This is a genomic window from Pseudomonas sp. H2_D02 (assembly GCF_054677635.1).
Genome location: NZ_CP162816.1, coordinates 776,678 through 798,648 on the forward strand (window position 1 = coordinate 776,678; position 21,971 = coordinate 798,648).

General features: G+C 58.5%; 12 protein-coding genes. 4 read left to right on the forward strand and 8 right to left on the reverse strand.

Features of this window, described 5'->3' with window-relative positions:
• Positions 1-31 precede the first annotated feature (31 nt).
• The 3 genes from AB4N42_RS03490 (at position 32) to pdxR (ending at position 6,995) form a co-directional block, all read left to right on the forward strand.
• Positions 32-1,891, forward strand: a complete 1,860-nt coding sequence (locus tag AB4N42_RS03490; RefSeq protein WP_460115876.1) for a hypothetical protein — start codon at positions 32-34, stop codon at positions 1,889-1,891.
• Positions 1,779-5,387 (forward strand): dermonecrotic toxin domain-containing protein, encoded by a 3,609-nt coding sequence (locus AB4N42_RS03495; RefSeq protein ID WP_460116368.1) that lies wholly within the window; start codon positions 1,779-1,781, stop codon positions 5,385-5,387. Before AB4N42_RS03490 ends, AB4N42_RS03495 begins: the two co-directional genes overlap by 113 nt.
• Positions 5,388-5,450: 63 nt before the next feature.
• Positions 5,451-6,995, forward strand: coding sequence for a MocR-like pyridoxine biosynthesis transcription factor PdxR (gene pdxR, locus AB4N42_RS03500; protein WP_198796175.1), 1,545 nt, complete (start codon positions 5,451-5,453; stop codon positions 6,993-6,995).
• 33 nt (positions 6,996-7,028) lie between these two features.
• Here pdxR and AB4N42_RS03505 read toward each other — a convergent pair whose 3' ends face one another.
• From AB4N42_RS03505 to aspA, 8 genes are all read right to left on the reverse strand, one after another.
• Entirely contained in the window at positions 7,029-11,627 is a 4,599-nt protein-coding gene (locus AB4N42_RS03505) for a dermonecrotic toxin domain-containing protein (protein WP_460115877.1), read from the reverse strand.
• 147 nt (positions 11,628-11,774) lie between these two features.
• Positions 11,775-12,875 (reverse strand): polyamine ABC transporter substrate-binding protein, encoded by a 1,101-nt coding sequence (locus tag AB4N42_RS03510; protein WP_030139101.1) that lies wholly within the window; start codon positions 12,873-12,875, stop codon positions 11,775-11,777.
• Positions 12,876-12,886: 11 nt separating this feature from the next.
• Positions 12,887-13,918: a histone deacetylase family protein gene (locus tag AB4N42_RS03515; RefSeq protein ID WP_431146921.1), complete on the reverse strand. Its 1,032-nt coding sequence runs from the start codon at positions 13,916-13,918 to the stop codon at positions 12,887-12,889.
• A 324-nt stretch (positions 13,919-14,242) separates the two neighbouring features.
• Positions 14,243-14,605, reverse strand: coding sequence for a DUF6124 family protein (locus tag AB4N42_RS03520; protein ID WP_198796179.1), 363 nt, complete (start codon positions 14,603-14,605; stop codon positions 14,243-14,245).
• Between the two features lie 518 nt (positions 14,606-15,123).
• On the reverse strand, positions 15,124-16,116 hold the full coding sequence (locus tag AB4N42_RS03525) for an AraC family transcriptional regulator (RefSeq protein ID WP_198796180.1): 993 nt from the start codon (positions 16,114-16,116) through the stop codon (positions 15,124-15,126).
• Between the two features lie 185 nt (positions 16,117-16,301).
• A complete protein-coding gene (locus AB4N42_RS03530; RefSeq protein WP_460115878.1) occupies positions 16,302-17,306 on the reverse strand; it encodes an asparaginase in 1,005 nt (334 codons plus the stop codon).
• A 133-nt stretch (positions 17,307-17,439) separates the two neighbouring features.
• Positions 17,440-18,891, reverse strand: a complete 1,452-nt coding sequence (locus AB4N42_RS03535; protein WP_198796182.1) for an alanine/glycine:cation symporter family protein — start codon at positions 18,889-18,891, stop codon at positions 17,440-17,442.
• Positions 18,892-19,376: 485 nt separating this feature from the next.
• Positions 19,377-20,801, reverse strand: coding sequence for an aspartate ammonia-lyase (gene aspA / locus AB4N42_RS03540; RefSeq protein WP_030139110.1), 1,425 nt, complete (start codon positions 20,799-20,801; stop codon positions 19,377-19,379).
• Between the two features lie 182 nt (positions 20,802-20,983).
• Between aspA and AB4N42_RS03545 the strand changes: the two genes are divergently transcribed.
• Positions 20,984-21,901, forward strand: a complete 918-nt coding sequence (locus AB4N42_RS03545; protein ID WP_198796183.1) for a LysR substrate-binding domain-containing protein — start codon at positions 20,984-20,986, stop codon at positions 21,899-21,901.
• The last annotated feature ends 70 nt before the right edge of the window (positions 21,902-21,971 follow it).

Genomic DNA, 21,971 nt, shown 5'->3' on the forward strand with positions numbered 1-21,971 from the left:
TCTGGTTCGTCAATCAACGCCGGACCTTTTTATGCCTACGTTCCCCAAAGATGGATCAACCGCGTCGCCGCAACCCGAACTTCCTCCCCTCAGCCCCCTCAATGGGCTGCCCGATGGCAATCCATTCAAGCCCCATGACTTTGTGGATCCGTGGCTACTTGCGTTGGGATTGCAAGGTGATGCGCAGGTTCGAGTGTTTTATCAAGAGATCAAAGCGGCCGGCAGAGCTGTTGAAGACAGCACCGCGTGGGTTCCCTTGCGCGCTGCTGTCACACAAGGTTTTCTTGAGGCCTATCAAAGCAAGCCGATTCCCAGCCCCACCACCTTTGCCCGATGCGAGAGTTGGGTGATTTATCCCTACAGAAACCGCATGAGCCTGGACTTTTCTCTGCTTCGAGTGGATGGGCTAAGGCTTTCGCACAGCGTGCTGACGAAACTGCAAACAGGCGTTCCCCCGCAATACAGCGGGCAAAATCAGGTCGTCGATACTGAGGTGGGGAGCCAAGAGAGCCCGGGCAGTCTCCGTGAGGAAGTTCAACGCAAACAATTGAAGCGCCTCTATGCCCATAAGGCCGATCTGGCGCGTCTTTTCGCCGGCCTGCCCACGTTCGACTCGGTGCTCAGCCATGTGGTGGTGGGGTTGATGCTGGAGACAATTGATCCCGGCAAGTTCCGAGGGCCAGTGCTGCAGGACGTCGATCCCGGTCATTGGTATGTAAATCGTTTCTCCACGGACTCACGGGGACACCGCTCGCTTGTGTCGTCCAGCACCTTCAGCGAAGTGCTCTGGGAGAGTTTGTTAAATCACGAGCCTCCCGACTTTGCCGTGGAGAACGTCGGCTTTTTTACCAGGCCCGATACGGTGCAAGAAATCGATAGCGTGTTCGTCGACCCGATAGATGAAAGCATCGTGCAAGCCATGGCGTCAGCATTTGATATCGCCAATCCTACGACCCACGATCGTGTCGCGCGCCAGTTCCTCGATGATTTCGTCGGCTTTCGTTTTAAAGAAATTCAAGGAGCGCTTGATCGTCCAGACGTTTTTACAACAGAAGAAGAACTCGCCCTCAGGCTTTCCCAACGATTCTCATATCTGTTCGATTTATACAAAGCTGACCGCGACCCCTCTGTCCGACTCAGTGATGCTGCTCGGATTTTGCAGCATGCCGAAGATCGTCTGCTTGAAATCATCATCACCCACCCCTCCAAAGCGGGTCGGGAACGGTTGATGAACAAGCAGGGCGTGCCGCGGGTGTACAAGGTCATGCTGGATATCAAGGACCAGGCAGCCCAAAAGTGGCCTGCTGCGGTGGTGATTAAGCGGACCGATACAGAGGCTATGTTTCTTTATTCCCTGGAGGGTGGAATACAGAAATTCGACGATTTTCAAGAACTGGTGGACACGGTCAATCCTTTCCACGAAGGGCAAGAGCGGAAAATAGCTCATATCGACTTCGAGCTCATCGCGCCGGTTTTCGAAGATGCGGCAAAAGAGTTGCTACGGCTTCAATACACCGCGTTGGAATCGGTTCTGAAGGCTCCGGAAAAAGCGCGTTTTGATTTGAAAGTGTTCGCTGCAGCTACCGAAGCCGCGCTGCAATTGCCGATGTTGGAACTCGATGGTCCCTTGCTGGCCCGTATCAACACGTTGTTCAGGAATAGTCGACCCGAGGCCTACACCGTCGCATCGGTTGCGCAGAAAAGAACCTATCGGCATCTGGAGAGTGAAGCGTCGGAGGCTGATGAGAAAGCTGCCGAGCAAGCGCATCCAGTCGCTCATGGAATTCACCCGCGAAAAAATAAATGCTTACCTTCGAACGCTCTTGCATGTGGACATCGATCCCGACCCAGATCGAACATTGATCACGCTGTTCCAAGGGGCAGCCTGTAATGTGAAGGATTCCCGTGTCGCCAGTTTGACGCAACTGATGCTGGACAACATTCGCCCCAGCGCCTACCCGAATGCGATGAGGGAAATATGTCCTGTTCAACTTGCCGATGAAGAAGGGCGACCTGTCTTTCACCCCGTGACCGGTCGTCTCATCGTCTTGAGCGGACCTGAGCTTGCCCAAATGGCCACGAGCCTGGATATCGGCGAAAACTATGACGCGTACCTCAGGGGAAAGTTGAGGGCACCTGACTATCAGGAAGCCTGGTGGTCTGCTTACAAAGCCAACATGAGTTTCAAGGGGTATGAAGCTACGCTCAACGGTGACCAAGTATTCAAGTCCATGGTTATCGTTCAGGGCACCAAGTCCGCAAAACTCGAGAAGGTAATTCCGCTTTGGTTGAACGCCGTCCTGTCATCATCGACTGCACAGGAGCGTGGGCAGGTCCAAGGACGAAAAGTCCATGTCCACGGTCTGTTGCTCGGTGGTACCACTGCCATGGGAAATCATCCTGGCAGGATGAGCAATTCAACCAGCATTGACGGAGTGTTGATCTTCTCAGACCAAGAGGGTGCGGATATTCAAGGACCTGTTGGCGTTTATTTTCCGGACAGTCCTGGAGAGCATGATTTTTACGAATTCCCCGACCTTGGCGACGGCATCGCACAACTCCTGAAACTTGAAATTTGGCAGGACTATTTTTCTTCTCGCATCGCGACAAACAATCCTGATGAGCTGAGGCGAACGTTGGGGCTGCAAGGGGGCCGACCCTTGATCCGCGGTTCGTTAATCGACGGAAATCTTCCCGAAGCGCTTTATGCCGCTCATATCAGATTCCTGAATGCCTATGCGAACCATCGCTCCAACAGCAACCGGGAAATACGCTATCAAACCATCGTCACGCTTACGATGGCGGCGTTGGAAGCAGTCATCGACATCGCGTCGACCTTTGCTTTTTTCCTCGGTTTTTTAAGATTGTTCCTGGTGGTGAGCAAGACCGGTCGTATTCCTCTGCATTGGGGTATTGTCAGATACCTGACTGCGGTCGGTGTTGCACGGCGCCCTGTCGGCGGCATGGTGGGGCTGTCACGAAATCGATCATTTCTTAAGGACGTGCTTTCCCGCCTGAGGTCGCCTGGAAAAACAGGCGGGCTGCTTTTGGAGCGAGCCATATATAGCCGTTTCTTCGCGAATGACGGATCGGTAATAAGAGGAGTCGTGCCGGATGCCGGAGGGTTTTATCGCGCAACCGTACAAAATGTAAGCACGGGTATCGTGACTGCTCGCCCCGTGTATGTGCGGCAGCCGGACGGGACGGTGCTACGGGTCCACGACAATACGAAGTTGAATGCAACCGAGGCCACCCTAGTCGACCCCGAGACCGGCTTGAGCATACGTTCCAGTGGCGTAATGCGAAGCACCATTGCGCGAATGCCTGATGGCGAATGGCGCGCCGTGGGATTTGGCTTGGGGGGAGGCGGCGGGAAACGCTTGAGGAGCCCATCTCCCCAACCGGGCCCTTCACACGCGGGGTCTGCCCCAATACAGTTTCCAGACCAGGAGGCGTTTCCCCAGTCAATCGAGGAAATGGCCGATTTGGTAGAGAGATCTGGCGAATGGGATAATCCGGCGATGGATCTGGTTCCTGAATTCATTCCCAATCTGCCAGGTTGGCCCCAAAACCGGGCATTGGTCATTATTGATGAGCGCCCAGAAAGGGAAGCCTCCACGATGCGGTTTGGGCCAGGAGAAGCTCCTGTCTATCTGCTGAACAGTCCCCCCAATCCACGCACGGATGTCGTCTTGAGACGCACTGGCGGCAACCATTATGATCTGCTCCAGACCAACAATGCCCCGCCAGTGAGAATACCGGCCGATGGCGATTGTTTCTTCACGGCCGTTGCCTTGGGGTTGAATACATTCGGGGATGGCAATGTCTTCTCGATGCGGGGATTGCGTGTAGCGGCTGGCAGGTATATCCGCCGGAACCGGCAGCTTTTCAGTTTCATGGAGACTCGGCAACCATTGGCTTCACTTGAGTTTCCGCTTGAAAGGTTATTGGGCAAGGAGACGCAACCGCTGGCACAAGTGGAGTCAACACTCGAGGGAATACTTGGCAAAGAGGCGCTAGAGGTCCTGAAGAAAGCTTTATCCGATAAGCCCCGGTCGGACGAGTTGTTCCTCCCGCTCAGGTCATACTTGGGAAGACCTGGCTTATCGCTTGCCCCTACCGCCAAGCAGCACCTTGTATTGAAAGAAATTGCCGACCTGATTCAGGTGCGGCCTAGTTCCGGGTTGGCGCCGTTGCGTGCCCCCTATACGCCTGAACAAATAAAATCCATTCAGTACTTGGTCTACAACGTTCTACGGGCCCGGGGCAGTGACGGGACGCTAAGCTCAATACTCAAAGACACTTTTTTTGAAGTGAATGCAGATTTAATGCACCTGCTGCTTGAGTACGGCGTTAACGTCGGAGATTTACGCAGGTTTTACCCTCGAAACCCAGGAGGTTATGTGTTCTATGACGAAAATACACATGGGGGAATGGGGGTGTTTGAGCTCTTGGAGCATATGGGTAGTGCAGAATTTGTGTATGAACATCAATTGCAGGAACTGGCAGGTAGGCTGAGAACAAATACAGGCGAAGTTGTTACAGATATTCCTAAACTCATGAATATCTATAGGTATGAAGAGCAGGTCAGACGAACGATTGGTTTGCTTCGATCTACGCTTCGTAGCAGGCCATCCCTATTGGAACGCGCCGATATTCTTCTGGGCTCTCCCGTCATTTCACGCCATCTGGGTGGGCGCCTGTCCGTGCAGGTTTTTGCAAGGTGGATAAGTCATCCAGACATCAATCTGGTCAAGCTGAATTCTATTGCTAAATATTCAACTTCGCGTCTGTATGAGCTGCTGGAAACCGGAAACATAGACATCAGTTGGACTCATCTGCTTGATCAGTTTAATGCAAGGAAAATCGTCAATAACTCTAAAGAAATAGTAAGTTTTTATAAATTTCTAAAGCCGTCGTCGGAAAAAGTGGGCATGTCAGAAATCGTCAATTTATTCAGCAATCCTGGGGAGTATCCAATGAATACCAGGATAAAAATTCTGCTCCGCTCCCTGGACTTGTTCGATAAGCTCAAGAAAAATTTTTCACCTGAGCAGGCCCAAGGAGTTTGGGCGGAATTGATAAGCCCCAACTATACCAATGCCAATATAGAGAACACCCTTTTGCAGACGAACTCGCTGAGTTCCGAGGCTGATTTCACAGAGGCGTTAGTCATGAGCCTTGTATTGGATGCGCGCCGCGCGGACCACATAGCTACTCGTCTACTTAGAGATGAGTCGATTTCGCTGCAAGTGCGGAATCAGCTGTACCTGTTCGAACTGTCAAATAATCGCACAGAGCATAATTGGTTGAGTTTCGTAATGTCCGTGTCTCGTTATAAGCAGATACCGGGCTGGGCCTGGCAGTATAAAAAGCAGAACGGTTGATGCGCTATCGCCAGCCCTTCGACGTGTTATAAGCGATACCGTACTGTTTCCGTGAGACTTGTCGTGAAGAACGTTGTGCCGCCATTGTCCTTCAACCCTGCCGGGATCGAACTGGACCGCCGCCAAGGGCTCAGCCGTCAGCTCTACCAGGCGTTACGTGCCCGTGTGCTGGACGGGCGCCTGGCGAGCGGCACGCGGCTGCCGGCCAGCCGTGATTTGGCTGCGGCTTTGTCGATCTCGCGCAACAGTGTGGTGCGGGCATACGACCAGCTCTACGCCGAGGGTTTCATTGACGGACGCATCGGCGACGGTACTTACGTGGCACAACTGTCTTCAGCCATGCTGCCGCTGAAAAACATATCCACAAAACTATCCACAGAGATTCCCACAGGGTTATCCCCAAGCTTATCCACAGATTGGCTCGATTTACCTGTGGGTTCATCCAGTAAAATCGCCCGTAGCAATGCACTGAACCGTGTCGAAGAGCATTATCTGGCGCAGCCATCCGGTGGGCCGCCGCGGGCGTTTCGGGTCGGTGTGCCGGCCTTCGATCTGTTTCCATTCGACGTCTGGGCCAAGCTGAATGCGGCTTTCTGGCGCAAACCGGATCTGGAACAACTCTGCTATGGCGATTCACAAGGGGACGCACGTCTGCGCGGGCTGATCGCAGCTTACCTGCGCAGCTCTCGGGGTTTGCACTGTACGGCTGAGCAAATTGTGATCACCAGCGGTGCGCAGCAAGGCATTAGCCTTTGTGCACAGCTATTGGTGGATCCAGGGGACATCGTCGCGGTGGAAAATCCGGGTTATCGCGCGGCAGGGCATGCGTTTTCGGTAGCGGGTGCCGATGTGAAGGGCGTTCCGGTAGATAGCGAGGGTTTGGACTGCACGGTGCTCGGTACGTTGGCGCATTGTCGGCTCGCTTACGTGACACCGTCCCATCAGTATCCAACCGGGGTTGTCATGAGCCTGGCAAGGCGACTGGAACTCCTGGCCTGGGCTGAACGCAACGATGGCTGGATCGTCGAAGACGACTATGACGGTGAATATCGTTACAGCGGCGCGCCGTTGGCGCCCTTGGCTGCGCTCGATAGCCAGGGCCGGGTGCTCTACGTCGGTACGTTCGGCAAGGTCGCCTTTCCGGCGTTGCGACTGGGGTACCTGGTGTTGCCGCCTGGCTTGGTCAATGCATTCGCCCGCCGACGCGCCGTGGACGTGCGTCACTCGGAAGTCAGTACCCAGGCAGTCATGGCGCAGTTCATGGCTGCCGGCCATTTCCAGCGGCACATCCGGCGCATGCGCAGGGCCGCCCTGGCTCGGCGAGATGCGTTGTTCGCGGGTTGGCCAAAGGCTGTGGCGGGTGTCGGCACCCTGCCCACGGTCGTCGCAGGGTTGCACGTCACAGTGCCTGTGGACACTGTCGAACGTGAACACGAGCTGATCGCTCAAGCGGCAAGCGTAGGGGTCGAGATCAATGGCCTGAGCGATTATTGGCTACCCGCCACACCTTCACCCGTGCGAGCCGGCCTGGTGCTGGGGTTTGCCGCGGTCCCGCCTGCGGCGATCGGCACCGCGTTGGCGAGCCTGGCAAAGGTCTGGGAAACATGAGGGCCTGCCGCACGGTGCCGACCGCAGGCCCGGCTATGAGCGTACTTTTGGAAAGAACACCTGCTGGGCCTGGTCCACGGCGATTTCGCTGCGGTAGTGATCAATCAATTGCCGTTGGCTGAATCCTCTCGTAGAGACTTCGATGGCTCCTGAATTGACCTGCTCCGCCGTTCTCAGGCGCGCTGAGAGAAATGCCCGATCAGACACCCAATACTGTGAATAATGAAAGTCCGCGAACCAGAGCGTTTTACCGGTTCCCTTGTCCTTGATTTCGTATCGGTCGAGGTAGCCCTTGAACGGGGTTCTGATGCGTTCTCGGTTAGTCCGCTTGCTGATTCGAATCCGGTTTCGGTCGTTGAGCCAGACAACGCCACTCATGGTGGGCGGGCTCTGTTTGATTATGCTCAGTACGGTTTCGAATTCCTCCGCGTACAGCGTCTTCGATTCCTTCTTGAGCTGTAATCGCAAGGCTTCAGCCGTGCGCTGCTCTTCCTGTGGAAGTTCTACCGTTTCGTTCGTGACGACACTTTCTGCCAGGTCCAATGCCTTTCTGATCGCCACGCCGACGGTTTCCATTCGGCTTGCATGCGCATTCATGAGCATGGCGATACCGGCAGGCGTGCGGTGGGGGTCTTGTGTATAGGTTTTGATTTGCTTCTTGAAGGCAGCCAGTCCGTCGATCAGGGCTTTACCTTTTTGAACGCTCGCTGCCAACGCTGGGATTGTCGCAGGAATAGAGGGCAGCACGTGGGGCACCCACTCACCGTTTTCCTTGTGATGAAAGGTAGCGATGATTTCATCCGAGAACGGATTTCTCACGTCGAGCCAGCCTGTTTCTTCGCGCGAGCTGGATAGGCGAGGCTCTCCGCTGACAAAGCCCCAGAAGCGCGTCCTGATGAATTTTTTCCTGGAGCGTGGACGCTGCTCATAAGGACGGCCAGACCGTCTTTGGCTGCTTCGTTCATCGAGAGCCTGTGCCAAGTTACGCAGCGCCAGTTTTTTTGAATCGCTTATCCTTCGTCGCAGTCGCGTGAGTTGCAGGGGAACACTGCTGTCTTGATATTCGCGTTGCATGTAGTCGAGGTGTTCCTGGATGGCCGCGAATTGTTCCGTCAGGCTGCCCAGTGCGTCGACTTTTTCATCCAGACGAATCGCGCTTCGCTCATCGATCGCGTCACGCAGGCTTTGGAAGGCCACTGTAGCGTTGTCGACCAAGCGGTTTATTTCTGCCCAACCTTCGGGCATCGTCGCGACGCTTTCAACGGAGAGGCAGAGGTGTCGATACATATCCAGCTGGATAAGCCGTAGATCGTCGCTGGTATAAACGGGCAGTTTTTTACGATGCTCACGGACCAACTCAAAGCCACCGAAGCCCAGTTGCTTGAGCCGGGTAAATCGAGTCTCGAGGTAATCCAGGCGCTCGATCATCTGGTCGCCGATGCTGATCATGCTATTGGCAGCGTCGATGTGTTGCTGCTCCGACGTCCTGACCAAAGACGTGATCATGCCCTGTGCCTTGGCCATGACGGGGGTAAAACGCTCTTTCAGCAGGTCGATCTCTGCGAAGGTGAAATTTATCTGCGCCCCCAGGTAGCCAATGCTGATCCGAGGGTAATCGGGTCTTGACTGGAAGACTGGCCACTCAACTAACGCCTTCAGTGCTTTTTCATAGTTTTCTCGCTGCTCTCGCAGAGTCGCCAGGTAGGTATTGGCCTGGGTTTCTCTGTCGGCGGGCGAGGCCAGCGCCATGGCTTTAGCCTCCATCGTCAGCATTCGTTCGTTCAACGGTTTCTGTTGTTCAAATGTCCTGAGTTCAGCCAGTAACTGAATGCTGCGACGTTGTGCGTTGACAACGACCTTTTGCCTGGCGCCTTTGGAACCACTGCCACGTAAACGCAGGCGGCTGTCGACGTGCCATTGGCCGTGCGCATTCCGGGTCAGGGGAGGACCGGAGCGTTCTCCCTCGATGATGTTGACTTGTTCGCCCGCTATGCTGACCTCGAACCATTTGTCGGCGATGTTCGCGTACCACTTCTCTTCTTTCTGATAGAGCCCCTTGAGTGCGCCTTCGCGCTCGGGCTGGGTAACGTCGGGAGCATTGACACTGAAGCTGCCAAGAAGCGTGGCGTCCTTCCCGGCTTTACCCATCAGGGCGCCGCTGGTATGGACATCGTCGTAGTGCTCTTGTGGCAGCTCAGTTTGGATGAGCGGCGTGAGCGCCTTGATGACCGGTTCGGGTTTGGGCCCTGGCTGGGTTTTCGCCGGGACGACTTCCGGAGCATCGGTCGGACGGCTACGTCTGCTTGTCTTGGTGCGATCTATGGCAATGTTGATGACGCCCAATGCCACGTTGAGCAACAAGTCGACGAAGGTTTCCCATTTGGCCTGGCCTTGGGTTGCCCCGTCGTTTTGCGTGAGTTGTTCCAGGTCGTTCAATATCTGCCAGAGCCAGATCGTGGTGTTCGCCGTCGTGCCAAGGTAGGGCAACGCCAGGTTGAAAATCAGCCAGCCCGCTTGCTTGAATGACTCCCAGCGGCTTTCGCTGTTGGAGACGGACTGACGGTCGGCGAGTGTGACCAGCGCGTTAGCGTTGGCCTTGAACAACAGCGACATGAAATCGTCTCCCAGGGCGTCGTCGCTGAGTGTCACGGGGCCGCTGTTGGCCAGAGACATCAGTGGATTCGCCACAAAATCAACAACGGCCCAGGGCGAGGGCATGGTGTTGGGGAAAACGTATCGGCTGTAGTTATCCCGCACCCCATCGGGCAGCCACGCCAGTACCGATTGGCGCAAGTCAGCGTTTTGCTTGATGGCGTACAGCAGGTTGCTGAACGAGGGAAACTGGAGCAGTTGCGGTTCGAGCAAGGGGCGATAAAGCAGGCAAGGTCCGGCACTCGCTGTTTGCGTGCCGATCACGAACATATTGGCAACGATGTCCTCTGATACACCCAGTTGCAGCTCGGGTACAAAGGCTAATTTGCGCAGCACGATAGGTTGTCCATCAACCTTGCGATCGGTCTCCAAAGGCTCCATCAGCGCCGCGACATAACGACAACCGCGATCATCTATATCGCCTTGCCCACGAAGCTTGCCTTCCAGCGCGATCATGGGCAGCTGGATGCGTAGCTGTGAAATGTACAAGCTCTCGCGCAGGGTCGACTCTGCCGGATCATCGAGCAATTTGTGCTTGATCAGCTCGGGATAGACGCGACCGATATCGATTTTGGTGATGAGATTTTCAACGTAGGCCACCGTCATCCAACTCGGCAACTCCGTACCGTCGATGGCGCGAATGGTTTTATTGCCCGATGGGACGGCAATCAGGTTCTGCAAGGCCAACTCGACGAGATTGAACCGCGTGGTATCCAGCTGGAAGGGCACAACGAAGGAGCCCCATACGACGGGACTTTTTATTTCGATCTCAATATTTTCAGGGACCCATGTCGAGGCGTCGGCGTGCTCGGCTTGCATCTGCGTCTTGAGTGCATTCGACGCATAGTTCTTGATAGACGCAATACCGTCCAGGTAGGTTTTACCGGCGTGGGAATTACTCAGCGCCGACAGGCTCTTCATGTACTGAGCGAACAGAACCTGGTCGGCTACCTGCGCGACTTGCAGCCACTCGGGTATCTGTTGGCGGAACCAGTCCTCGCCGGGCCCGTGGGTCAGGCCTGCGGCGGGAGGTTCGTTCTCTGCGAGGATCTGTTCTTGCTCGATATTGAGGAGGCCGAGAACCTTGACCTGTGTGGTGATGATTCCGCAGGCCTTGCTGTCAAAAACATTGCCACCGGGTTCATAAAGCCGCCATTGCAATACGTTAGGGCGCAACAAGCTGCTCAGATTGGCCAAAAGCGACTTCCCCAACGCTTCACGAGATTCGTACTTCTGGTAGCCGCTGAGCAGCGAGTGGGCAAGGATGACCTCTTTTTTATCAATTGTGCCAATCAGCACCACCAGCGAGTTATCGCTCACGTGGCTTTTCTGGTTATCGGCGATCGCGTCGATTTCGATCAGATAGGCGTGGCTGTCGTACGCATCCTTTCGGTCCTGTCGATCAGGGTGAAGGTAAAGTTGCCTGGCCATGTCGCATTCAGCCACTGTCCAGCCGTCGACCTGCTTGACGTCCCAGAGTTTGCGCAACGTCAGGGAGAGTTGGTGCCAGCGTGGACCGTAATTGCCAAACGGAATGTTCCAGTACGCCAGTTGTTGTTCCTGGCGGGCTGGCACCATCGCGGGCGCCAATTCATTTATCAATCGCCCAACCTGGTCGATACGCACCGGCAAATGCACTTCGGGCGTGGTGATGGGCAGTTGCGTCAGGAAATGCAGCCCTTCGATCAACAAAGTCGGCTGGCCCTGCCCCTGCTCCATCTGCGCGGCCAGCATATCGCTGAGCGACTCATAAAGAGTGGGGCGCGCAATGATCTCGCTGCCGACAATCTCCCAGGCCGGCTCGCCGACGACGGTTGTGTAGGGGTCGAGATCCAAGTCCGGATAAAGTTGCTTGAGTGCGTCCCGTAGGAGTACGGCGGCCACTTCCGCTGAGGTGGGGCCCGCGAGCAATTGGTTGAACAGCGCGCCCCTGAGGCTTGCTTCGGACGCAGATTCTGTATCGGTAGAGTCGGGTGCCATTTGAATGTCCTCTCTCGAAATAATGAAAAAACCGAAGCCGAACGCTTCGGTTTTTTCATGCTAGAGAGGGAGGGAGCGGGGAAGGTGGTAACTATGTATAGGTTGTCGCGCCACATTGCAGCCCGTCCGAGGCCATCGACTGCGTGATCACTGGCCGGACTTGATACGCGTCCAGGCCCGTGTGCGTGCGCGCTCGGCATCCCTGGGCAACGGTTGCAGCGTGTACAGCGAGGCCATGGCGGCTTCAGTTGGATAAAGGTTGGGGTTGGCGCGGATCGCCGGGTCGACCATTTCCGTGGCGTCCTTGTTCGGGTTCGGGTAGCCGACGAAATCGCTGACTGGCGCGATCACCTGCGGTTGCAACAGGTAATTGATGAAGGTGTAGGCATCGTCCGGGTTCTTCGCACCCTTGGGAATCGCGAGCATGTCAAACCAGATCGGTGCGCCTTCCTTGGGCAGTCGCATGTCCACCGTCACGCCATTCTTGGCTTCCTTGGCGCGGTTGGCCGCCTGGGAAAAGCTGCCGGAATAACCGACGGCCACGCAGATGTCGCCATTGGCGATGTCGGCCATGTATTTGGACGAGTGGAAATAGGTGATGTAGGGCCGGATCTTCAGCAGCAGCGCTTCGGCCTTGGCGTAGTCCGCCGGCTTCTTGCTGTTGGGGTCCAGGCCGAGGTGCTGCAAGGCCAGGGGCAGGATCTCCGACGGTGAATCGAGCAAGGCCACGCCGCACTGCTTGAGCTTGCTGATGTTCTCTTCCTTGAAGATCAGGTCCCAACTATCCACCGGCGCGTTGCCGCCCAGGGCAGCCTTGACCTTGTCCGGGTTGAAGCCGATCAGGATGGTGCCGTACATGTAGGGCACGGCGAATTTATTGCCGGGGTCGTTGGCTTCGATCAGCTTCATCAGCTTGGGATCGAGGTGGTTCCAGTTCGGCAGCTTGCTGCGATCCAGGGGCTGGAACACTCCGGCTTCGATCTGCTTGGCCAGGAACACGTTGGACGGTACCACCACGTCATAGCCGGCGTTGCCCGTCAGCAGCTTGGCCTCCAGCGCCTCGTTGGTGTCGAAGATGTCGTAGATCAGCTTGACCTGGCTGTTCTGCGCCTTGAAATCGTCCAGGGCCTTGGGCGTGATGTAGTCGAACCAGTTGTAGACGCGCAGCGTGCGCTCCTCGGCCTGGACAGCGCCGCAAAGCAGCGCGGCGCACAGGGCCGGGGCCATCAGATGCTTGAGTCTGTTCATGCTGTTGTTCCTCATTGGGCGCTTTGGAAACCTTCAAGGACGTTCACGGCATTGATGCCGATTTCTGCCACCGCGTAGCCGCCTTCCATCACGAACAGCGTCGGCTTGCCGAGGGCGGCGATGCGCTTGCCCATCGCCACGTAGTCCGGGCTGTCGAGCTTGAATTGCGAGATCGGATCGTCCTTGAATGTGTCCACGCCCAAGGACACGACGATGACGTCGGCGTCGTAGCGTTGGACTTCGCCGCAGGCTTGCTCCAGGACGGCGCTCCAGGTGTCCCAACCTGAGCCGGCCGGCAAAGGGTAGTTGAAGTTGAAACCCGCGCCGGCGCCTTCGCCGCGCTCATCTTCGTAGCCCAGGAAGAACGGAAACTCCGCCTCCGGATGGCCGTGGATCGAGGCGAACAGCACGTCGCTGCGCTCGTAGAAAATCGATTGGGTGCCGTTGCCGTGGTGGTAATCCACGTCGAGGATGGCGACCTTTTCATGGCCTTGATCGAGGAAAGCCTGGGCAGCGATGGCGGCGTTGTTGAGGTAACAATAACCGCCCATCAAATCGCTGGCGGCGTGATGTCCCGGCGGACGGCACAGCGCAAAGGCACTGCGCGCGCCACGCTGGACTTCGGCCTGGGCGGTGAGGGCGACCTGGGCAGCGCTATACGCCGCTTGCCAAGTGCCGGCGGTGATCGGCGCACCGCCGTCAAAACTGTAGTAGCCGAGTTGGCCGTGCAGGCTGGTCGGGATCACCGTGCGCAGGGTTCGGGCCGGCCAGGTGTAGGGCAGCAGGTCGCCGTCGCGGTTGAACTCGGTCCAGCGCGCCCACGCGCCTTTGAAGAAGTCCAGGTACGCCGCGCTGTGGATACGCTGGATCGGCGCCAGGCCAAAATCCTTCGGCGCCTCCACCGGCCCCAACGCCCGAGCCTTGACCCGCTCCAGCACATGGTCGGCCCGGGACGGCATCTCGAAACAGGGCATCAGTTGCCCGTCCATCAATTCGCAGCGTCCATGATGCAGGTGGTGATCGTCGGAGTAGATCGTCAGCATTCTTGTTCTCCGCAGGGCTGATTCGCTGCAACACAGTCTTGCGGCGTACAGCGTTTCGGAGAACGGCAGGAAAGGCCAAAAGGGGATCTAAATGGCCAAAAGATTTGACCGTAAATCGCCCCTTGTTGGCGCGGGTGTGCGCTGGTTCGGGGCGTAAGTCTACGGCTCCCAAAAATCCCGTGGCGAGGGGATTTATCCCCGCTGGGCTGCGCAGCAGCCCCTAACCAGCCAACCCAATCTGCCTGACCCACCGCGTCGTCTGCATTTTAGGGCCGCTTCGCGCCCCAGCGGGGATAAATCCCCTCACCACAGGTGATGCCGCGGTTATCGAGGATCGACGTTATCCAACACCCGGTTCGCCAGCAGCGAGCTCAGCTCGATCAGTTGTTGGATGCCGAGGAGGACGTGGCGGTTGGAGCCTTCCAGATCGAACGCCAGTTCGTTGACCATCGCATCGGCTGAAGCCAGGGTTTCGCTGAGGTTGGCCAGCAGGCATTCGTTGTCGAGATCTTTTACGACGGTGAATAGCTGGCCGGGCTTGATGGTTTCTTTGGGTTTTGTTGGTTTGGGCTTTAGATAAAAGTCCAATGCGCGGGTAGCGGCTTCTTCGAGTTTTTTGGCGTTTAGGCCGTCCAGGTAAGGAGAGTTGGGATCTGCTTCTGGAGGGTTTGGTGTGATCTTGAACATAGTGAAGCTCCTTTCATATGAGGAACCGTCACCGGCTGCCGCCAAGCAGTTGGGGTGACGGATTACGCAAGGTTGGCGGCCCGGAACGAAAGGAACCCGGTATCCCCGAGGGGATCCTTGCGCAACCCGTCATAACGAATGCCAATGCCAGAAGCATCGCAATAACGCTGAGGGGTATTGTTGCGCCTTTCGAAACCAGGCCGCCAAGCCTATTCGCTGGTGTCAGCGACAGGGAAACGATAGAGCCCGGGTGCAAGGCGCACAAGCCGGCGGATTCTGGCGTAGTTGTAGGCAAAGGCGCAAGGATGCGTGGCTTGGCGGAAGGGGCTGAGCAATCTGTCAGACGCGCCTTACAACTGTGGTGAGGGGATTTATCCCCGCTGGGGCGCGAAGCGGCCCCAAAACAGGACAACCTGGTGTGTCGGGCCGATAGAGTGGCTACTTTAGGGGCTGCTGCGCAGCCCAGCGGGGATAAATCCCCTCGCCACAGGGGCGGTGTTGCCCAAGCGGGAGGTGATTCACGCCCTGAACCGACTCGGTGCCACGCCGCTCCAGCGTACGAAGGCATGGCGAAAGCTCGCCGTTTCACTGAAGCCAAGCATTTCGGCAATCCGATAGATCGGCAGTTGATCCTCGCAGAGCATTTGCTTGGCCCGCTCGAAGCGCAGTTCATCGAGCAGTTCCTGATAGCTGCAACCCAGATCCTTCAAATGCCGGCGCAGGGTGCGTGCCGAGCAGTTCATTTGTTCGGCCAGGCCCTCCAGGCCCGGGGCGGCATCGAGTTGCGCGACGAGCAGTTGGCGGATGCGCCCCAGCCAGGCCTGGCGGCCGGTGAATTCGGTGTTCTGCCGGCGGCAGCGTTCGGCCATGGCGTGATGGGTGATGGGGTCGGCCAGCGGCAGGGGTTGTTCCAGCCAATGACGATCGAAGGCGAAGGCGTTGTCGACGCTGTCGAAGCGCACCGGGCAATCGAACAGGTTGGCGTAGCGCGCCTGGTAATCCGGCGCCGAATGTTCGAAGCGCGCCGCGCGCAAGGGCAGCGGGTGACCGAGTAGGTCGTTGCAGATCACCTTCAGCGAGACCATGCAGAACTCGGCGTTGAATACCGCCAGGGCCGGGTTTTCCCGATAGTCGCTGGCGCTGAGCCAGATGTGCTCGCCGTCATCGTCCAAGGCCAGTTCGAAGAGTGTTCCCAACAGCGCCGGATAGCGCAGCGCCAGGCGCAAAGCGTCACCTAAGGTGGCACTGGTGAGCAGGGCATAGCCGAGCATGCCGTAGGACGAAACGTGCATGTTGCGGCCCAGCTCCAGGCCGATATCCCGCTTGAGGGCGACGGCGTTGGCACAGACCTGCATTTCCTGGTTGGTGGTGATGCGCGTGTCGGCCCGGCTCAGATCCGCCGTGCTGATGCCGCTGCCGGCCAGCAATGCATCACGGGGCAGGCCGTCGTGCTTGAAGGCGTCGAGCACCAGGGAGACGGCGTTGAGCGTGGTGAGGTGGGAATGCAGCATGGTCCGTTTCCAGCCTGGGGAGACGGGAGATGGAGCAAGTTATATGCCGGCCCAGTTTCGCGACGCGAACGCTGGACCCTAGTGGGAGCGAGCTTGCTCGCGATGACGGTGTGTCAGTCGAAGTAGATGTCAACTGTGCCGCCGCTATCGCGAGCAAGCTCGCTCCCACAGGGTTTGGCAGGGTGTCAGATCAACTCACCACACAGATCCAACTCTACCAACCGCCGAACCTCATCCACCGGCAATCCAGCGCCAATCAACGCCTGCAACTTGCCGAACGCCGCTTCGCGGGTCATGCCGCCGCCGGACAACACACCAACGCCGCGCAAGCGGCTGCCGGCTTCGTACACGTCCAGCTCGACGCCGCCTTCGTGGCACTGAGTGACCGCGACCACCACCACGCCGCTGTCCCGCGCCCGCTCCAGGCTGGCGAGGAACGCCGGATTGTCGCTCGGCCCGGTGCCGCTGCCGTAGCACTCCAGCACCAGGCCCTGGATACCGCTGCCCAGCAGGCCGTCGAGGATTTCGGCACCGATGCCGGGGAACAGCGGCAGCGCGGCGACGTTCGCCAAGTGTTTCGGCTGGTTGTAATTCAACTGCGTTGGCAAGGCAGTGGCCTTGATGCCGCCGCCCTGGCGTTCTAGGCGCTTGAACGGATGACGACCGAAGCTGCGCACTTTCGCGCAACGGGTCGGCGCCAGCAGTTCACCATGGAAATAAAGGTGTACGCCCGGCGCCAGGCCTTGGCCGAGGGCGACCAGCGCGGCGCTGAGGTTTTCCCAGGCGTCGCTGTCAGTCACGCCGACGGGCAGCATCGAACCGGTGAAGCAGACCCGCGCGTGCAGGCCCAGTAACTGGAAGCTCATGGCGGCGGCGCTGTAGGCCAGGGTGTCGGTGCCATGCAGGATCAGCACGCTGTCGCAGCCTTGCACGTCCACGGCGTCGACCACCGCTTCGCGCAGTTGCTGCCAGTAGGCCGGGGTCATGTTGGCGCTGTCGATCAGCGGCGACATCTCCCGGAAGCGCCACTGCGGTACTACCAGCTCAGGCTGGCTGTGCAGGTAGTCGCGCATCCGCGCTTCGAAGCCGGAGGCCGGGGCCAGGCCGCTGGCGCTGGCTTGCATGCCGATGGTGCCGCCGGTGTAGAGCACCATGACGTGCTGGGCGGCAGGGTAGGTCGAGGAATTCATGGATTGTTCTCCGAGGATGAAAACGGCCGCTTGGGTTAGCCGTCACAACATGAGGCCGAGCATGACGCCGACCTCGTGCTGTGTCACGCCGGGCGCAGGGGATGCGCCCGGTTTTTTACGATCAGCCTGCCGCTCAGCGTTGCGCTGCGGCCGCGCCCGCCTGGGCGTTTTCAGGCTTGGCAACCGGTGCCGACGGGGTGGCCGGCCAGGCGTTGCGGTCCAGGTCCAGGTCCGGGAACTTGCTCGAGTCAAAGACCGGAACCTTGATACCGGCCGCACGCTGGTCGTCGTAATCGCGCAGGATGCGCATGCCGACCTTGAACAGCAGGAACAGCGCGATCAGGTTCACGAACGCCAGCAGGGTCATGGTGATGTCGGCGAACGCGAACACGGTACCCAGGTTCTCGATGGCGCCCCAGAAAATCAGCGCCAGGACCAGGGTGCGATACGCCATCAGCGCCTTGCGGTTTTCGCCGAGCATGAAGCGCAGGTTGTTCTCACCCAGATAGTAGTTGTAGAGGATCGAGGTGAACACGAACAACGACAAGGCTACGGAGATGAACACCCGGCCCCAGTCACCGACCACGGCCGCCAGGGAGTTCTGGGTCAGGGCAATGCCGTCGCCTTCGAAGCCCGGGGTGTAGAAGCCCGACAGCAGGATCAGCAACGCGGTGCAGGTGCAGATCACGAAGGTGTCCAGGAACACGCTGAACGCCTGGACCACACCTTGTGCCACCGGGTGCTCGACCGACGCGACAGCGGCGACGTTAGGCGCGCTGCCCAGGCCGGCTTCGTTGGCGAATACGCCACGCTTGACGCCCATGACGATGGCGCTGCCGATCAGGCCACCAAAAGCCTGGTCCAGGCCAAAGGCGCTCTTGACGATGGTCGCCAGCATGCCCGGTACGTGTTCGAACTGCAGCACGATCACGTAGAGGGTCACGCCGATGTACGCCAGGGTCTTGACCGGTACCAGCAGGTCGGCAACCTTGGCGATACGCTTGATCCCGCCAATGAACACCAGGCCCAGCAACACCGCCAGGCCCAGGCCGGTGTAAGTGGTGTCGAGGCCGAAGGCGTTGTTCAGGGAGTGGGTCACGGCGTGGGCTTGCAGGCCGTTGAAGGCGAAGCCGAAGGTGATCAGCAGCAGGAACGCCATGATCATGCCCAACCAGCGTTTCTGCAGGCCGTGCTGGATGTAATAGGACGGGCCGCCACGGAACTGGCCTTCGGAGTCGCAGCGCTTGTAGAGCTGGCCGAGGGAGCATTCGAAGAAGCTGCTGGACATGCCGACCAGCGCGGTCACCCACATCCAGAACACCGCACCCGGACCGCCGAGGGTCACGGCAATGCCGACACCGGCAATGTTGCCCGCGCCGACACGGCCGGCCAGGCTGAGCATCAGGGCCTGGAACGAGCTGAGCTGGTCAGTGCTGCTTTTCAGGCTGTCACGGAATACCGTGAACATGTGGAAGAAATGACGGAACTGGACGAAACGCGAGCGGATCGTGAAGTAGCCACCGAGCCCGACAATGAGCGCGATCAGCACTTTCCCTGAGAGGAAGTCGTTGATGACTTCGAGCATGAGTATTCCTCGCTGTTTTTTGTTTAAGCAATGATGGCCATTTGGAAACATCGTGTTACATCGGTCGGCGCGCGGCTCGACAGATTGGGGATGCTTCGTCCCGGTCCACTTCGCGGGTTTGTTATTAGTTCGGTTTTCGCATGTTGTTGAGGCCTCGTTGACGACGACCACTCATGCGAAGAGGGGCGGCACTATACCTATCAGTGCGACGCCCGTCTGCACAGTTGTGGTGCATGCGACGAAACGAACCCTTGTATCTCCTGGCCTTTCGGTCAGGTTCTTGCGGGAGAGAGCTGGCTCGCGATGGCGAGCGACGCGGGGTACAACGGCAGCGCGGCGCTGTTTATTGCCAGTCGGCTCGGTCCTACAGGTTCTGTCTTGCTTGCATCCTTCTGTCAAAAAAAGGGCTTGGGGAACGAGTCCCCAAGCCCTCAAAAGGTGAGAGGTGTCTAGTCCCTCGACCTGGTGAGCGGTGGTCGCGTCGATCAAGCCTTCAGTGGGACCAGACGCGGGGCAATCATGTTTTCCGGGCGCAGGATGTCGTCGAGCATGGCGTCGTCGAGCAAGCCTTCTTCGCGCACCAGCTCCAGCACGCCGCGGCCGCTTTCCAGGGCAACACGGGCAATACGGGTGGCGTTTTCATAGCCGATGTACGGGTTCAGGGCGGTGACCAGGCCGATCGAGTGTTCGACCAACTCGCGGCAACGTGCTTCGTTGGCGGTGATGCCGACGATGCAGTGCTCGCGCAGCATGTCCATGGCGCGTTGCAGCAGGCGGATCGAGTCGAAGATCTTGAAGGCGATCAGCGGCTCCATCACGTTCAGTTGCAGTTGGCCGCCTTCGGCCGCCATGGTCAGGGCCAGGTCGTTGCCGATGATCTGGAACGCTACTTGGTTGACCGCTTCCGGGATCACCGGGTTGACCTTGCCAGGCATGATCGAGCTGCCTGGCTGGCGGGCCGGCAGGTTGATTTCGTTGATGCCGGTGCGTGGGCCGCTGGACAGCAGGCGCAGGTCGTTGCAAATCTTCGACAGCTTGACCGCGGTGCGCTTGAGCATGCCGGAGAACAGCACGAAGGCGCCCATGTCGGAGGTGGCTTCGATCAGGTCGGCGGCGGGGACCAGCGGCTGGCCGCTGATGGTCGCCAGGCGCTGCACGGCCAAGGCCTGGTAGCGCGGGTCGGCGTTGATGCCGGTGCCGATGGCGGTGCCGCCCAGGTTCACTTCGGTGAGCAGCTCAGGCGCCAGGGTTTTCAGGCGTGCCAGGTCTTCGCTCAGGGTGGTGGCGAAGGCGCGGAATTCCTGGCCGAGAGTCATCGGCACGGCGTCTTGCAGTTGGGTGCGGCCCATTTTCAGGACGTGGCTGAATTCTTCGCCCTTGGCGGCGAACGCCTGGATCAGGCTGTCGAGGCTGGCCAGCAACGCGTCGTGACCCAGCAGCAGACCCAGGCGGATCGCGGTCGGATAGGCGTCGTTGGTGGACTGCGCCATGTTCACGTCGTTGTTGGGATGCAGGTACTGGTATTCGCCCTTCTGGTGACCCATGGCCTCCAGCGCGATGTTGGCGATGACTTCGTTGGCATTCATGTTGGTCGACGTGCCGGCGCCGCCCTGGATCATGTCTACCACGAATTCTTCGTGGAAATCGCCGCGGATCAATCGTGCACAGGCTTCGCTGATCGCGGCATGCTTGGCTTCGCTGAGCTGGCCAAGTTCGCGGTTGGCGTCAGCGGCGGCTTGCTTGACCATTGCCAGACCGACCACCAGCTTGGGGTAATGCGAGATCGGGACACCGGAGAGACGAAAGTTGTTGATCGCTCGCAGGGTCTGGATGCCGTAATACGCTTGCGCCGGTACTTCGAGTACGCCAAGCAGGTCTTTTTCTGTGCGGAATGATGCAGCGGAGGACATGATGGAAATCATCTCAATAAGGACCCGGTCTAGGCCGGAACGCTGTGAATCCTAGGCTTTCAGAAAAATTTGGGCCAATGCTGTTAAACACTGGGCTATGCATATTCGGCATAATGCCCGTGTGACGCCGACGACACGGCGAACGTGTGACCTGTTTTGGTGCGTCCTTCGGGAGGACGGTGATGAATCTAGAAAGCAAATGGCTCGAGGACTTCAGTGCCCTGGCCGCGACGCGCAGTTTTTCCCAGGCGGCCGAACGACGCTTTGTGACACAGCCCGCCTTCAGCCGGCGGATCCGTAGTCTGGAGGCGGCCCTCGGTCTAACGCTGGTCAATCGCTCGCGCACGCCGATCGAGCTGACCGCCGCAGGGCAACTGTTCCTGGTGACGGCGCGCACGGTGGTCGAGCAGTTGGGCGAGGTGCTGCGGCATCTGCATCATCTGGAGGGCGGGCAGGGCGAAGTCATCCAGGTGGCAGCCGCGCATTCACTGGCGCTGGGGTTCTTCCCGCGCTGGATCGCCCAGTTGCGCAACGACGGCATGAACATCGCCACGCGGCTGGTGGCGACCAACGTGGGCGATGCGGTACATGCCCTGCGCGAAGGCGGCTGCGACCTGATGCTGGCTTTCTATGATCCGGATTCGGCGATGCAGATGGACCCGGAGATTTTCCCGTCCTTGCATTTGGGCCAGACCGAAATGCTTCCGGTCTGTGCCGCCGACGCACAGGGCCGGCCATTGTTCGATCTGGAAGGCGAGGCCAGCGTGCCGCTGTTGGCCTACAGCGCCGGGGCCTTCCTCGGGCGTTCGGTCAATCAGTTGCTGCGCCAGCGCGCGCTGCGTTTTACCACGGTCTACGAGACCGCGATGGCCGACAGCCTGAAAAGCATGGCCCTGGAAGGCTTGGGCATCGCCTGGGTCCCTCACCTGAGTGTGCGCAACGAACTGGCCCGGGGCGAATTGGTGATCTGCGGCGGGGCGCAATGGCATGTCCCGCTGGAGATCCGCCTGTACCGCTGCGCCCTGGTGCGCAAGGCCAACGTGCGGTTGCTGTGGCGCAAGCTTGAGGGTGGCGTGGCGCAGGGTGTGGCCGGTTCTTGAAACCCATGCAGCCCCTTGTGGGAGCGAGCTTGCTCGCGATAGCGGTGTGTCAGCCAGTGTTGATTTGACT